Below are 13,684 nucleotides of genomic sequence, written 5' to 3' on the forward strand. Positions count from 1 at the left end.
TTTATCCTTTTCTATAAACAAAAAAAGCCAGTTAAAACTGACTTTTAAAATTATATCCACTTACCTGAATAATCTAATTTATATTTACCTTCAATCACTTCATTTCGAGCATACACACCATTAGATTTTAAATAATACCACGCTTTATAGCTTGAGTCATAAATCCATTCACTTGTGGCCATCTTACCATTAGATTTCAGATAATATGAACCTTGCCAGCTACTACGTAAATAGCTTCCATCAGACTTCAAATAGTACCATGCTTTGTAATACGAGTCATAAATCCATTCACTTACGGCCATCTTACCATTAGATTTCAGATAATATGAACCTTGCCAGCTACTACGTGAATAGTTTCCATCAGACTTCAAATAGTACCATGATTTGTAATATGAGTCATAAACCCATTCATTCACAGCCATTTTACCATCTGATTTCAAATAATATGAACCTTGCCAAGTATTTCTCAATGGTTGATTATTCTTATAGAAATACCATGTTTTACCTTCTTGAATCCAGCCATTCTTCTTAGATGAAGGAACTATAGCAGGCTTAGAAGGAGTTTTTTCTACTTGTTTTTTATTCTGAACATATCTTCCAGTTCCATCAACATAGTATCGACCATTGTCTACCCATGAATCGGTAACCATTTTTCCATCAGAACCGAACCAATAATCACCTTCCCAGGTATTTTTTATAGGTTTATTATTTTTATAGAAATACCATGCTGTTCCTTCTTGAACCCAACCATACTTTTGATTTTTATTTTGAACATATTTTCCTGACTTGTCAACGTAATAACGTCCATTGTCTACCCATGAATCGGTAGCCATTTTTCCATCAGAACCGAACCAATAATCACTTTCCCAGGTATTTTTTAAAGGTTGATTATTCTTGTAGAAATACCAATCATTTCCTTCTCTTATCCAGCCTTTTTTCTCTTTTAAGGCTTCTTTTGCTTTACGCTCTTTCTCCTTTTCTTTCTCTTCCTCTTCATTTAACTTATCAATTTCTTTAGAAATCCTTTCATACTCTTTATAAGAAATTTGCAATTTTTCCAGCTTACTTTTTTCAGTTTCCAATTCTTTTTCTTTCTTTCCAAGAGTTGATTTTCTGTTACTTTCTGTAGTATTCACAGGAGTTTTTATACTAAAATTATTCTTAGTTGATTTTGAAATTTCCTCGTCCGAAACAGTAATGAAACTCATTTGAGTTCCATCTTTCAACAAGAAAATTGAAAGACCAAAATAATCTACATTATTCGGATTCCCCCAATTCAAACCAGCAATAGATTGAGCATGAAGGTATTCATAACCATTATACATAAAATCTAAAATGGCATCATAAATAACTCGTTTTAATTCTGCTTTAGTAACATCATTTAAACGCTGAGTCGTACCTGCGCCATTTTCATAATATTGACCACCATATTTTTTTTCTTCATCTTCCTTAGTAGAGGTAAGCAAACCATACTCTCTAGCTACCTCATTGATTCCCTTCACATAGTGCCAATCCCATACACTTCTATCTGCTTTTTGCATTTTAACAGAGAGTTTACTAGCAAAATCAATAGACGATTCAGCAAGAACTAGTTCCTTAGTTCCCATTTGCCTTCTTACTTGATTTATCATATCAAAGGCAAAATAGTTCAATTCAATCAATACTTCTTTAGGAAGACTATCTAGATCATAAACCTCAGCTTCATCAGAACCAACAGTTACAAAGTCATTTTTCTGTAAAGCTAACTTCGCACTTTCACTTTTCAAAATTTCTTCTGCCTGATCTCGCTCTTGTTCACTCTTACTAAAATCAAAGTTATCCTTTAATGCTTTAGCATAAGCAGGACTTACCTTAATCGTATTCTTCTCACTATATGGAACTTTCAAGGCTTCAACTTGTTTCTTCAAGGTATCAACCTTATCCTCAGATTCAACAAGTGAATACCAACGACCATCACCTGAATAGCTAGTAACACCATTCTTCTTAGCAAGTTCACTTCTTTGATTATCTAATTCTTTAATCTTAGATTGTCTTGCAGAATCAGCATGAACAACACTACAACTAAATGCAAATAAAGTTGCAGTAGTCAGTAAAGTCAACGACCTCTTGAAATTCATTCTAAAATCCCCTTTGAAATAATATTTTTTATTGTATTATACCATAAATAAGTACTAAACATACTGAGGATCCCATTTTAAAGTATTGAAAATAAAATAGATCAGTCTCCTAATCTACTTCATTCTATATTCATTGACTTTTAGTCAAATTTTAGTCATGATTTGGTCAAAAAGACAAAAAATACTAAATTATTTTTAAAAATGAAATTGTGGAAAAAGCCATTAAGTAAACACTTTGAATTTTCTTTGTCTTTCTTTACATTTCTAAAAATGCCCCCTGCAGGAATCGAACCTGCAACTACTCCTTAGGAGGGAGTTGTTATATCCATTGAACTAAGGGAGCTAGAGAAAAACTCTGCCGAATGAGCAGAGTTTTTTGGTCGAATTAACGACGGATTTCTTTGATACGAGCTGCTTTACCTTGAAGAGCACGCAAGTAGTACAATTTCGCACGACGTACTTTACCGTAACGAACAACTTCGATCTTTTCAACACGTGGAGTGTGAATTGGGAAGATACGTTCAACACCTACACCGTTAGAGATTTTACGAACTGTGTAGTTTTCTGAGATGCCAGCACCTTTACGTGCAATAACAACACCTTCAAAAATCTGGATACGTTCACGGTTTCCTTCGACAACTTTCGCGTGTACACGAACAGTGTCACCAGGACGGAATGATGGGATATCAGTACGAAGTTGACCTTCAGTCAAGCTTTGGATTAATGGATTCATTTTATTCTCCTATCTTTGTCAATCTTGAGGAAACTTCCTCAGCGGATAAACTGTATTTTTGTGCGTCCATTACACACAAGATACAGTTTATCAAATTTCTAAAAAAAAGTAAAGAAATTTATAGCAAAATTCCTAAAAAAATCGCAACCAAACCACCTAGGTAGGTTAAGATAAAATAGCTGAAAAATACTTTCTTATCGCTCAACAGTCTTTGAAGTTCATCATTCAAGGTTGAAAAAGTGGTTAGACCTCCACAAAAACCTGTAGCAAGAATAGTATAGATCTCTTTATCTTCCACATAATTATAGAATAAACCAATTAAAAAGCAACCTAGAAGATTTGCAAGAAGTGTCCCTAGTGGTAAAACCCTCTCTTGATTGAGACTAGATAGGAAATAACGGACAAGTGCTCCGACTCCACAAGCAAGTGCTAGATAAATGATTACCATTTCTTCCTCCCTAGATAATAAGCCGATAAAAGCCCTCCACCAATACTCAAAACTAGATAGATAACTAGATTTGGATAAGAACCTGTATCCAGCAATTTTACGGCATCTAACATGAGACTAGAAAAAGTGGTCAAACCGCCACAAAAGCCAGTACCAAGTGCCAAAATCAGGCCCTTACTGGTCCCCTTATAAACCAGATAGCCTTTTACAAGATAAACTAAGCAAAAAATCCCTAGATAGTTAGCAAAAAGAGTTCCCCAAGGGAAGCCTGGACTAGCTGGTAACCATGTAGAAATCAGATAGCGGACAAGGCCACCCAACATAGCAGCTAGAAAAATTCCTAACGGATAGAATCGTTCTTTTTTCATAAGAGTTTCTGCTCCTGGTAGTCTCTAGACCGCTTGAGAATATCTGAAAAAGTCGCAACTATCGGCTCCTGATACTGCTTATCCTCTACCCGATTTCTTACTTTCTCAAATATTATTCCCTCTCTTTTACTATCAAAGACTGGCTTTCCTGACGTTTTTTTAAAGGTCGCCACCTGATCTACTAAGGTCATACGTTTTTCTAAAAGGCCAACTAATTCTTGGTCAACTTGATCTATCTGTTGACGAATAACTTCCAAATCCATCTCGTCTCCTTTTTTCTTTCATGGTTTTATACAAAAGTCTTCTTCAAAGTGGCTCAAAAAAGAAACTGCTAAGAAACGAAAAAGACTGCACCAACCTTGTTTAGTCAGCACAGTCAGATCTTTACCCTACTTTAGCAGCTAACTCTTCTGCGAATTGCTCTAAGCGTTCAATATCTTCTTCTTCTGCAGAAAGATCTACTTTGACAGATTCTGAACCCTTTTCAGCTCCTGTAGAAGCAAATACATGATCAAAATCATCAACAGCCTTACAGAATTCATCGTAGAAAGTATCACCTGAACCGACCACTCCGTAGATTTTGCCATTCAAGTTGAGATCTGCAAGGTCTTCATAGAAGTCCATCATCTCATCAGGTAATTCTCCATCTCCGTAGGTATAGGTTGCTACAATTACGATATCTGCTTCTAGGAAGTCTGAAGCGTCAACAGTTGTACACTCGTCCACATCGACATCCAATCCCAAGTCACGTAATTTATCTGCTACAATATCTGCAATTTCTTCGGTATTACCGGTCATACTGGCAAATACAATTTTTGCTAATGCCATATCGTCCTCCTCAATTTATCTTTCTCCATTATATCACATCTTTTTCATTTTAAAAATAAAAACTCTTGTGCTACAATGAAATGAGAAAGAATTGAGGTTATTTATGGAGATTTGCCACCAAATTTTAGAAAAAATTAAAGAATACGATACCATTATCATTCACCGTCATATGAAACCAGACCCTGATGCCTTGGGAAGTCAGGTCGGACTGAAGGCTCTCTTGGAACATCATTTCCCAGAGAAAAATATCAAGGTAGTCGGTTATGATGAACCAACTCTAACATGGCTTGCAAAGATGGATCAGGTTGCAGATAGTGACTACCACGGTGCTCTTGCAATTATCTGTGATACTGCCAATACGGCTCGTATTGATGACAAGAGTTACCAACAGGCTGAAACTGTTATCAAGATTGACCACCATCCAAATGACGAAGTTTATGGGGACTTGGTCTGGGTGGATACTAATTCAAGTAGTGCTAGTGAGATGATTGCCCTCTTTGCAGAAGAAACAAAGCTTGAGCTTTCGGATTATGCTGCTAAACTGTTGTGTGCGGGTATTATTGGTGATACTGGTCGTTTCTTATATCCTTCTACTTCTAGTCGTACTCTTCGAATCGCAAGCCATCTACGCGAACATAATTTTGACTATGCTGAATTAACTCGTAAGATGGACACGATTAGTTTCAAAATTGCCAAACTACAAGGTTATGTCTATGATCACCTAGAAGTCGATGAAAATGGAGTTGCCCGTGTGATTCTAAGCCAAGAACTTCTCCAGTCTTACCAAATAACTGATTCTGAAACAGCTGCTATTGTCGGAGCTCCAGGTCGTATTGATACTGTTAACCTTTGGGGAATATTTGTGGAACAAGCAGATGGCCACTATCGCGTTCGTCTTCGTAGTAAATTTGTCCCAATCAATGGTGTTGCAAAAGAACATGATGGCGGTGGCCATCCCCTTGCAAGTGGTGCTAACTCCTATAGCCTAGAGGAAAATGAAGTCATCTACCAAAAATTAAAAAACTTACTGAAAAAATAGATAAAAAGCTTGCCAAACTTATCAGAATCTGATAGACTAGTATGGTAACAATCTATGGCTCGCAAAGAGACCATGGCAGAAAGGAAATATTGCAAAATGAAAAAAGATATCCATCCAGAATATCGCCCAGTTGTCTTCATGGACACAACTACTGGTTACCAATTCCTTAGCGGTTCAACAAAACGCTCTAACGAAACTGTTGAGTTCGAAGGCGAAACTTACCCATTGATCCGTGTGGAAATTTCATCAGACTCACACCCATTCTACACTGGACGTCAAAAGTTCACTCAAGCAGATGGACGCGTGGATCGTTTCAACAAAAAATACGGTCTCAAATAATCATAAAAAGAACAGTTCCGACTGTTCTTTTTTTGTTCCTAAAATTAAGATTCAACCACCACTGCTGTTCCACTACAGGTGACCATCAGCATACCATTTTCAGCACCTAAAGTTTCATAGTCCATTTTTACGCCTATAATAGCATTTGCTCCACGTTCACTTGCACGCTCCATCATTTCCGCTAGAGCTTCTTCCCTAGCTTGAGTCAATTCACCTTCATAACTACTAGCACGACCACCAAAAACATTACGGAAGCCAGCAGCCATATCTTTGAGCATATTAACGCCAGCAACCACTTCACCAAAGACAATTCCTTTGTAGGCTAGGATTTTCTTTCCTTCAATTCCCGTAGTTGAAATAATCATATTCATTTCCTCCTTACTTCTTTGACAAGATTCTATTCCCTTTCATTACTTTTGTCAAGAAATTCTATAAGGGGCTCAGAAGCTCTGCTCACCATCCTTGTCTGCTTTCCGTTTAGTACCAACTGTACTGATAAAGACTTGAATGTTTCCTTTGCGAACCTAGCTCTGGATAGCTTTCTCAGCTTCATCAATCTTACCAATGGGTATAGCTTGGAATTCATGACTGGCAAAGAAGAGGCTGTTCTGCCCTCCGCTATACATAAAAAAGCCTGTCACACAAGCTCAAATGCTTGATAAGACGGGCTTTTTCGAAATTTATTATTTAACAGCGTCTTTAAGAGCTTTACCAGCTTTGAATGCTGGAACTTTTGAAGCTGCGATTGTAATTTCTTTACCAGTTTGTGGGTTGCGACCTTTACGTGCTGCACGCTCACGAACTTCGAAATTACCAAAACCGATCAATTGAACTTTTTCACCAGCTGCAAGGTAATCAGCTACTGCTGCGAATACAGCGTCTACTGCTGCTGCTGAATCTTTCTTAGTCAATTCTGTAGCTTCTGCTACTTTAGCGATCAAATCTTGTTTGTTTGCCATGTTAATAATTCCTCCAAATAATTTCTAATTAACAATTACAATCATATCCTAAAATCTCTTATAGGTCAAGTCAAAAACGCTATTTCTTGCGATTTTCTTTATTTTTTTAGGAATCATATCTTATCAAAATAGCCCAAGCATTTTCACCTGTGTGAGTTTGAATAATTGAACCTGTTTCTAAGACAGAGATTGGTTTTTCAACATAGGCTTGTAGGACTTCTTTCATCTCTTTAGCCCAGTCATTAGTGCCTGAATAAGAAATTCCAATTTCTGCAACAGAACGTTCTGATAATTTTGAAGCTAGCTCATCCAACCATTTTTTAAAGGTCTTGGAACCACGTCCTTTCACGATAGGTTGCAACTCGTCATCCTTCATCTGCATGACTACTCGGATATTTAATAGAGAGCTTAAAAGACCTGTAACTCGGCCAATACGACCACCTTTAACAAGATTTTCCAAGGTAGAAACACCAATGAAGAGCTCTGTATTTTTCTTGACTTCTTCTACATGCGCCAAGATTGTTTCTAAATCTTTCCCTTCTTGAGCTAATTTGGCTGCTTCAACAACTTGAAACTTGAGAGCTTGGTCTGTAAAAGAACTATCTACTACAGTTACTTTAGCAGTCGATAGGCTGGCTCCCTGACGAGCTGCTTCTACAGTGCCAGATAAGGCATGCGACATATGAATGGCTAAAATCTGACTACCATCCTTACTCAACTCTTCAAAAATCTCAGCAAAAAGTCCCACTGGAGGTTGACTCGTTTTAGGGAGATTTTTACTCTCTTTCATCAAACGAAGGAACTCCCCTTCTTCAAGATCAGCATCCGAATAAAGAACACTATCAATCATTACAGAGAGAGGAACAACGGTAATATTTAATGCTTTGACCACTTCTGGTTCAATGGTAACTGACGAATCCGTTACAATTTTTACTTGTGTCATAATTCAAATCTTTCTATGTCTCACCGATAAAGCGAGTTTTTCAATTTAACTATATCAATTATATCAAAAAAATGCTAAAAATTCATACTGTATCCTTTGAATTTCGTAACCTAATTTCAGTAATTTTCTTCGTATTATAGATGAATATAAAAATAGCCGCCTAGTAAGACGACTACTTTAACATTACAATAAACGTTCATACAAATCCTGCATCTGTATATCATCAGGAACCAGGTTGAGATAACTTTGAATCTGGACTTTAGCTTCTTCGAATTTCCCAAGTTCACGCAAGAGGTAAATATATAGCTCCAAAAACTCTGGATTTTCCTTTAATTCTGGAAGCAATTCCTGATAAGATTCAAATGCTGCATCCAAATCTTCAGTTTCTTGATAGCTCCTTGCGATCATCCATTTAGTTAAGAGATTTTCTGGCTCATAAACTTCTAAGGCTAGAATATCCTCATAACGTTCCTGTTCTTGATACATAGTTGCTAGACGCAATAAGATTTCCTCTTGGTCCTCTGCATCTTCTTGGGCTTGAAGAAGGTAAGCTTCTGCTTGTTCAGGTTGATGTAATTCGTAAGATAATTGTGAGGCAAGGAGTAGCAAACGTGTCTCGAAAGGATTTTTTTCCAAACCTTGTTGAGCTATCTGTAAGGCTTGCTCAGTTTGATGTTCCTTATGTAGAGCCTGGCTATAGCCATATTCATAACCTTCAAAATCTGGAGAAATAGTATCCAACTGTTTAAAATATAAGACAGCTTTTTGATATTCCTCTTGGTCAAAGTAAAGACTCGCTAATTCAAAAGCAGTTTGATCTTCATACTCTAACTCCAAAGCTTTTTCTAAAAATTCAATTGCAGATTCAAACTTTCCAAGACGAGCGTAGGCAGTTCCAATTCGCTGATAGGTTGAAATCCCAGTTTGTTCATATAGCTCGCGATTATCTAGTTGTGCATAGCCCTTAATCGCTTCTAAATCATTTCCTAGCTCACTATCTAATTCAGCTAGACCAAATATTAGGAGAGGATCATCAGAGTAGCTACGCGCCTCTAGGAGCTTCTCACGAGCTACATCCGTCAAGCCTTCCATTTGGTAGAAATCTGCCTTCAAAACAAGTGCAGATACATACCAATCGCTGTTAGGTTGAATTTCTTCCAGATAAGCAAATGCTTCTTCTATTTGACCATCTTCACTAGCAATAGTTGCTAGATTGAGATTTACCTCTGGAAATACTGGAGCAAGTTTTTCGTAGATTTGACGAGCTTGAGGATAAAATCCAATACCTTCTAGATAATATGCGAGCTCTAGCAGTAGGTCATCGGGGTCTTCTACAAGTGCTTTTTGGAAATAATGTTCAGCCCTTGTTAAATCCTGCTGATTTAAGGCCTCAAGCATTTCTTGACTATTGTTCACCTTCAACCTCCTCTTCTAGCTCATAGAGACCACTGACAGTTTTATACCATTCAAAAATCGCAGAAATAACAACCTTGGCTGAAGCATAGACAGGAATTCCCAACAATACTCCCCAAATACCAAACATAGAGCCAGATGTTAACAAAACAAATAGAATGGTAATTGGATGAATATTAAGCTGGCTACCTAAAATCAGTGGCGAAACAAAACGACCTTCAATGGTTTGCTCAACGATAAAGACGATGATAACCTTTAAGAGCATGACAGGTCCAGCAATCAAACCTAAGACTAGGGCTGGAATCATGGCAAGGAAACTTCCAAGGTAAGGAACGAGATTTAAAACACCCGCAGTAATTCCAAGTGTCACCGCATATCTTAAGCCAATGATCTTGAACAAGATAATAAACATGATAGCCACGATAACGGCTACAGTAATTTGACCTCGAACATAATTAGCAAGTTGCTGATTGACATCTGAAAGAACCTTACCAACTGGTTCTCTCAATTTATTTGGTAAGAATTGAGTGATATGATCTCTTAAACCTTTTCCATCTCTTAGGAGATAAAAGAGCATAAACGGCATGATAATTAGAGCGACGATGACTTGTGACGTTCCGCTAATAAGAGCACTCACCCAGTTCACAGCTTTTGATGAAATATTACTTGCCCAGGCAGTTGCTTGTGTTGAAAAATTAGCAAGAACCTGTTCCAGTTGGGGTCTGAAATCATCTGGTAAACGCTTGGTTACAAGGTCATTAATAACTCTGTCAGCATCTTCGAGATAACTTGGTACATTTTGCGCAAAAACAATTACTTGACGTTGAAGATTTGGAATTGCCACGGCTAGTCCAACAATCAAGAGAATAGCAATCACAACGAAGATCATACTAATAGCAAGGACACGGTTTACCTTGTATCGTTCAAGCAAATCAACAATAGGATTTAAAAGATAGAAAAGTAAGCCCGATAAAATAACTGGCAGCATAACGACCGATAGAAAATCCACAACAGGGATAAATAAAAAGCTGATTTTACTGAGAATAAAAATATTGAGTCCCAATAGCAAGGCTACTAGGAAAAAAGTGACGGCTTTATTATCTAAAAACCACTTAAAAAACCAAGATAGATTAAACTGTTTCTCTTTTTGTTCCATATCTACTTCCTTTCTTTTGTCTTTTCATTATACCATTTTTACTAAGAATAAACCGTTTTTAAAGCGTTTAAGGAAGATGAGAATATCTCGAAACCATGCTCACGTCTTTTACTACTTTTATACTTAGAATTGCTAGACTTCTACCCTCTATTTTTTCAGGTCTCCTAATTTATGATATAATAGAAACATCTTTATTTCGAGGTATAGATATGATTGAAACTATTTATTTCGGGACCTACACTCGTCGTTTGTCCCAAGGTATTTACCAAGCTGATTTTGATACAGAAACTGGACAATTAGCAAATCTTAAACTGTTTGCTGCTGAGCCAAGTCCTACCTATCTTGCATTTGATCAAAAAAATCACCTCTATTCAGTAGGTAGTAAAGACGGGCAAGGTGGTATCGCTGCTTATCAGACTGATGGTACTTTACTAAATCATGTAGTCGAAGAGGGTGCCCCACATTGTTATGTTGCCGTCGATGAGAAACGTGGCCTAGTATATGGTGCTAACTACCACAAGGGACAAGTTTTAGTCTATAAACGAAAAGAGGATGGCAGTCTTGTATTGACTGACATGGACCAACATAGTGGCCATGGTCCTCATGCAAATCAAACTTCTCCCCACGTCCACTACACTGATTTGACTCCAGACCAATATTTAGTGACTTGTGATTTGGGTACTGATGAAGTGACTAGCTACCATGTGACAGCAGAGGGTAAGCTAAGTAAAATCGCGACTTATAACTGTCAAGCTGGTGCAGGTGCTCGCCATCTTGTTTTCCATCATCACTATAAGATTGCCTACCTGATTTGTGAATTAAATAGTACAATTGAGGTATTGATTTACGACGGTGTTGGTGAATTTGAACGCATGCAGACCATCTCTACTTTACCACAAGATTATGATGGATTTAATGGTACTGCTGCTATTCGTTTATCAAAAGATGGAAAATATCTCTACGCATCTAATCGTGGACATGATTCTATTGCGGTATACACTATTCTCGCTGACGGTAGTTTAGAACTACTTGAATTTGTCCCTACAAGTGGTAAAACCCCTCGTGACTTTGATTTGACTCCTGATCAAGAATTTCTCATCGCAGTTCATCAAGATTCTGACAATGCAACAGTCTTTAAGCGCAACCCAGAAACAGGTCGCCTGGCAGAATTGTCTAATGACTTCCATGTCCCAGAGGCAGTTTGTATCAGTTTTGCTGACTAATACTCTTCGAAAATCAAATTCAAACCACGTCAGCTTCGCCTTGGATTATATATGTGACTGACTTCGTCAGTCTTATCTACAACCTCAAAGCAGTGCTTTGAGCAGCCTGCGGCTAGCTTCCTAGTTTGCTCTTTGATTTTCATTGAGTATAAGATAAAATAAAAATGAACTTGTCTAATCAAGTTCATTTTTATTTTATAATTTATTTCCGACATTGATACGGTTAATGGCACGCTGAAGCGCAATCTTAGCACGACGTTCTTGGTCGATAAGATTCTTGTCTTGTGCCTCTTCAATTTCACGCTCTGCACGAAGTTTAGCACGTTCTGCACGGCTAATATCGATATCACGAGCACGTTCAGCTGAGTCGGCGATGATGGTAATGACATCTTTAGCAATCTCAATGATTCCTCCGTTTACTGCAATCCAGTTCACATGAGTATCATCATCGATGCGTTTGACTTTAACTTCATCAACCGCTAAAACCGCAATCATATTTTCATGTCGTGGCAAGATCCCCATCTCACCATCCAGAGTTCGTACCGATACAAAGCTGGCATGGTGGTCATAGACGAGGCCATCTGGTGTCACGATCTGGACAGTTAAATGAGCCATAGATCACCTCTTAAAATCCCATTTTTTCAGCCTTAGCAATAACATCTTCGATTGAACCTACTCCACGGAAGGCATCTTCTGGGAGATGATCGTATTTACCGTCAAGAATTTCTTTGAAGCCACGAACTGTTTCAGCTACTGGAACATAAGAACCTGGTTGACCAGTAAATTGTTCCGCAACGTTGAAGTTTTGTGACAAGAAGAACTGGATACGACGTGCACGAGCAACCAAAGTCTTTTCTTCGTCAGAAAGTTCATCCATACCAAGGATGGCAATAATATCTTGCAATTCATGGTAACGTTGAAGAACACGTTTAACTTCTGCAGCTACTGCATAGTGCTCTTCTCCAACAATTTCAGGTGCCAAGGCACGTGAGCTTGAAGCAAGTGGGTCAACGGCTGGGTAAATCCCCAATTGAACCAATTTACGCTCCAAGTTTGTTGTAGAGTCCAAGTGAGCGAAGGCTGTTGCTGGCGCTGGGTCAGTATAGTCATCCGCTGGCACGTAGATAGCCTGGATAGAGGTTACAGAACCCTTCTTAGTTGACGTGATACGTTCTTGCAATTGACCCATTTCTGTTGCGAGGGTTGGCTGATAACCAACGGCTGATGGCATACGACCCAAAAGGGCAGACACTTCTGAACCAGCTTGTGTGAAACGGAAAATGTTGTCAATGAAGAGAAGAACGTCTTGACCTTCTACATCACGGAAGTATTCAGCAATTGTCAAACCAGTAAGGGCAACACGCATACGTGCTCCTGGTGGCTCATTCATTTGACCAAATACCATGGCTGTTTTTTCGATAACGCCTGATTCTTTCATTTCCCAGTAGAGGTCGTTCCCTTCACGAGTACGTTCCCCAACACCAGTAAATACTGAGATTCCACCGTGTTCTTGGGCAATGTTGTGAATCAATTCTTGGATCAATACGGTCTTACCAACTCCGGCACCACCGAAGAGTCCGACCTTACCACCTTTAAGGTAAGGGGCAAGAAGGTCGATAACCTTGATCCCGGTTTCTAGAATTTCTGAAGAGGTAGACAATTCATCAAAAGTTGGTGCTTTTTTATGAATTGGCTGACGCTCTGCATCTTCACCAAAAGGAGCTTCCAAGTCAATGGTATCTCCCAAAACGTTGAAGACACGTCCTAGAGTTTCTTTCCCAACTGGTACTGAGATTGGACGGCCTGTGTCCAATACTTCCAAACCACGAGTCAAGCCATCAGTTGATTCCATAGCGATGGTACGAATCATACCATCTCCCAACTCCAAGGCTACTTCAAGGACGATTTTTGTTTTTCTTTCGTCATTTTTGTAGACGACAAGTGCATTATTAATCTCTGGTAGTTTCTCACCTGCTGCAAACATGACGTCTACAACGGGACCGATAACCTGAGCAATTTTACCTGAACTCATCTACTTCTCCTATTCTGTATAAGATACTGTCGGTTCCTAGCTCAACTAGGTCCTAATACTCTTCGAAAATCAAATTCAAACCACGT

General features: G+C 38.4%; 16 protein-coding genes and 1 tRNA gene. 3 read left to right on the forward strand and 14 right to left on the reverse strand.

Annotated elements, in window-relative coordinates; translation table 11 throughout:
- Nucleotides 1-50 precede the first annotated feature (50 nt).
- The 7 genes from HMPREF2987_RS01655 to HMPREF2987_RS01685 all read right to left on the reverse strand — a co-directional run bounded on the left by HMPREF2987_RS01655 (nt 51) and on the right by HMPREF2987_RS01685 (nt 4,494).
- A complete protein-coding gene (locus HMPREF2987_RS01655; protein WP_075229055.1) occupies nt 51-2,117 on the reverse strand; it encodes an SEC10/PgrA surface exclusion domain-containing protein in 2,067 nt (688 codons plus the stop codon).
- Nucleotides 2,118-2,388: 271 nt separating this feature from the next.
- Nucleotides 2,389-2,460, reverse strand: a tRNA-Arg gene (locus tag HMPREF2987_RS01660).
- Nucleotides 2,461-2,502: 42 nt separating this feature from the next.
- A complete protein-coding gene (gene rplS / locus HMPREF2987_RS01665; RefSeq protein WP_001068669.1) occupies nt 2,503-2,850 on the reverse strand; it encodes a 50S ribosomal protein L19 in 348 nt (115 codons plus the stop codon).
- Nucleotides 2,851-2,968: 118 nt separating this feature from the next.
- On the reverse strand, nt 2,969-3,298 hold the full coding sequence (gene crcB / locus HMPREF2987_RS01670) for a fluoride efflux transporter CrcB (protein ID WP_075229056.1): 330 nt from the start codon (nt 3,296-3,298) through the stop codon (nt 2,969-2,971).
- The gene (gene crcB, locus HMPREF2987_RS01675; RefSeq protein ID WP_075229057.1) at nt 3,292-3,666 is read right to left on the reverse strand and encodes a fluoride efflux transporter CrcB; all 375 of its coding nucleotides are present in this window, start codon (nt 3,664-3,666) and stop codon (nt 3,292-3,294) included. Before crcB (HMPREF2987_RS01675) ends, crcB (HMPREF2987_RS01670) begins: the two co-directional genes overlap by 7 nt.
- Nucleotides 3,663-3,929, reverse strand: a complete 267-nt coding sequence (locus HMPREF2987_RS01680; RefSeq protein WP_075229058.1) for a chorismate mutase — start codon at nt 3,927-3,929, stop codon at nt 3,663-3,665. The genes crcB (HMPREF2987_RS01675) and HMPREF2987_RS01680 overlap by 4 nt, the downstream gene beginning before the upstream one ends.
- Before the next feature lie 121 nt (nt 3,930-4,050).
- The gene (locus HMPREF2987_RS01685; RefSeq protein ID WP_075229059.1) at nt 4,051-4,494 is read right to left on the reverse strand and encodes a flavodoxin; all 444 of its coding nucleotides are present in this window, start codon (nt 4,492-4,494) and stop codon (nt 4,051-4,053) included.
- 103 nt (nt 4,495-4,597) lie between these two features.
- On the opposite strand from HMPREF2987_RS01685, the gene HMPREF2987_RS01690 reads away from it, so the two are divergent.
- Together HMPREF2987_RS01690 and HMPREF2987_RS01695 are read left to right on the forward strand one after the other, a co-directional pair.
- On the forward strand, nt 4,598-5,533 hold the full coding sequence (locus HMPREF2987_RS01690) for a DHH family phosphoesterase (protein ID WP_075229060.1): 936 nt from the start codon (nt 4,598-4,600) through the stop codon (nt 5,531-5,533).
- Nucleotides 5,534-5,629: 96 nt separating this feature from the next.
- Nucleotides 5,630-5,872, forward strand: coding sequence for a type B 50S ribosomal protein L31 (locus tag HMPREF2987_RS01695; RefSeq protein ID WP_000710764.1), 243 nt, complete (start codon nt 5,630-5,632; stop codon nt 5,870-5,872).
- A gap of 44 nt (nt 5,873-5,916) precedes the next feature.
- On the opposite strand, the gene HMPREF2987_RS01700 is transcribed toward HMPREF2987_RS01695, so the two are convergent.
- The 5 genes from HMPREF2987_RS01700 to HMPREF2987_RS01720 form a co-directional block, all read right to left on the reverse strand.
- A complete protein-coding gene (locus HMPREF2987_RS01700) occupies nt 5,917-6,237 on the reverse strand; it encodes a heavy metal-binding domain-containing protein (protein WP_075229061.1) in 321 nt (106 codons plus the stop codon).
- A 318-nt stretch (nt 6,238-6,555) separates the two neighbouring features.
- A complete protein-coding gene (locus HMPREF2987_RS01705) occupies nt 6,556-6,831 on the reverse strand; it encodes an HU family DNA-binding protein (RefSeq protein ID WP_001284633.1) in 276 nt (91 codons plus the stop codon).
- Nucleotides 6,832-6,937: 106 nt separating this feature from the next.
- Nucleotides 6,938-7,774, reverse strand: coding sequence for a DegV family protein (locus HMPREF2987_RS01710; RefSeq protein ID WP_075229062.1), 837 nt, complete (start codon nt 7,772-7,774; stop codon nt 6,938-6,940).
- Nucleotides 7,775-7,957: 183 nt separating this feature from the next.
- Nucleotides 7,958-9,190 (reverse strand): tetratricopeptide repeat protein, encoded by a 1,233-nt coding sequence (locus HMPREF2987_RS01715; RefSeq protein WP_075229063.1) that lies wholly within the window; start codon nt 9,188-9,190, stop codon nt 7,958-7,960.
- Entirely contained in the window at nt 9,180-10,343 is a 1,164-nt protein-coding gene (locus HMPREF2987_RS01720; protein ID WP_075229064.1) for an AI-2E family transporter, read from the reverse strand. The genes HMPREF2987_RS01715 and HMPREF2987_RS01720 overlap by 11 nt, the downstream gene beginning before the upstream one ends.
- Nucleotides 10,344-10,552: 209 nt before the next feature.
- Here HMPREF2987_RS01720 and HMPREF2987_RS01725 point away from each other — a divergent pair, with 209 nt between their 5' ends.
- Nucleotides 10,553-11,566: a lactonase family protein gene (locus HMPREF2987_RS01725; RefSeq protein WP_075229065.1), complete on the forward strand. Its 1,014-nt coding sequence runs from the start codon at nt 10,553-10,555 to the stop codon at nt 11,564-11,566.
- 195 nt (nt 11,567-11,761) lie between these two features.
- Here HMPREF2987_RS01725 and HMPREF2987_RS01730 read toward each other — a convergent pair whose 3' ends face one another.
- Nucleotides 11,762-12,181 (reverse strand): F0F1 ATP synthase subunit epsilon, encoded by a 420-nt coding sequence (locus tag HMPREF2987_RS01730; protein ID WP_075229066.1) that lies wholly within the window; start codon nt 12,179-12,181, stop codon nt 11,762-11,764.
- Nucleotides 12,182-12,191: 10 nt separating this feature from the next.
- Nucleotides 12,192-13,598 (reverse strand): F0F1 ATP synthase subunit beta, encoded by a 1,407-nt coding sequence (gene atpD, locus HMPREF2987_RS01735; RefSeq protein WP_036757320.1) that lies wholly within the window; start codon nt 13,596-13,598, stop codon nt 12,192-12,194.
- Nucleotides 13,599-13,684 lie beyond the last annotated feature (86 nt).

It is taken from the genome of Streptococcus sp. HMSC067H01 (assembly GCF_001814775.1).
Lineage (GTDB): Bacteria > Bacillota > Bacilli > Lactobacillales > Streptococcaceae > Streptococcus.

Excerpts from the sequence above, each read along its gene's own strand:
- crcB (WP_075229057.1), bottom strand. The coding sequence starts at position 3,666 with ATGAAAAAAGAACGATTCTATCCGTTAGGAATTTTTCTAGCTGCTATG.
- HMPREF2987_RS01655 (WP_075229055.1), bottom strand. The coding sequence starts at position 2,117 with ATGAATTTCAAGAGGTCGTTGACTTTACTGACTACTGCAACTTTATTT.
- atpD (WP_036757320.1), bottom strand. The coding sequence starts at position 13,598 with ATGAGTTCAGGTAAAATTGCTCAGGTTATCGGTCCCGTTGTAGACGTC.
- HMPREF2987_RS01695 (WP_000710764.1), top strand. The coding sequence starts at position 5,630 with ATGAAAAAAGATATCCATCCAGAATATCGCCCAGTTGTCTTCATGGAC.
- HMPREF2987_RS01685 (WP_075229059.1), bottom strand. The coding sequence starts at position 4,494 with ATGGCATTAGCAAAAATTGTATTTGCCAGTATGACCGGTAATACCGAA.
- HMPREF2987_RS01680 (WP_075229058.1), bottom strand. The coding sequence starts at position 3,929 with ATGGATTTGGAAGTTATTCGTCAACAGATAGATCAAGTTGACCAAGAA.
- HMPREF2987_RS01730 (WP_075229066.1), bottom strand. The coding sequence starts at position 12,181 with ATGGCTCATTTAACTGTCCAGATCGTGACACCAGATGGCCTCGTCTAT.
- HMPREF2987_RS01700 (WP_075229061.1), bottom strand. The coding sequence starts at position 6,237 with ATGATTATTTCAACTACGGGAATTGAAGGAAAGAAAATCCTAGCCTAC.
- HMPREF2987_RS01710 (WP_075229062.1), bottom strand. The coding sequence starts at position 7,774 with ATGACACAAGTAAAAATTGTAACGGATTCGTCAGTTACCATTGAACCA.
- crcB (WP_075229056.1), bottom strand. The coding sequence starts at position 3,298 with ATGGTAATCATTTATCTAGCACTTGCTTGTGGAGTCGGAGCACTTGTC.
- HMPREF2987_RS01690 (WP_075229060.1), top strand. The coding sequence starts at position 4,598 with ATGGAGATTTGCCACCAAATTTTAGAAAAAATTAAAGAATACGATACC.
- HMPREF2987_RS01725 (WP_075229065.1), top strand. The coding sequence starts at position 10,553 with ATGATTGAAACTATTTATTTCGGGACCTACACTCGTCGTTTGTCCCAA.
- rplS (WP_001068669.1), bottom strand. The coding sequence starts at position 2,850 with ATGAATCCATTAATCCAAAGCTTGACTGAAGGTCAACTTCGTACTGAT.
- HMPREF2987_RS01720 (WP_075229064.1), bottom strand. The coding sequence starts at position 10,343 with ATGGAACAAAAAGAGAAACAGTTTAATCTATCTTGGTTTTTTAAGTGG.
- HMPREF2987_RS01705 (WP_001284633.1), bottom strand. The coding sequence starts at position 6,831 with ATGGCAAACAAACAAGATTTGATCGCTAAAGTAGCAGAAGCTACAGAA.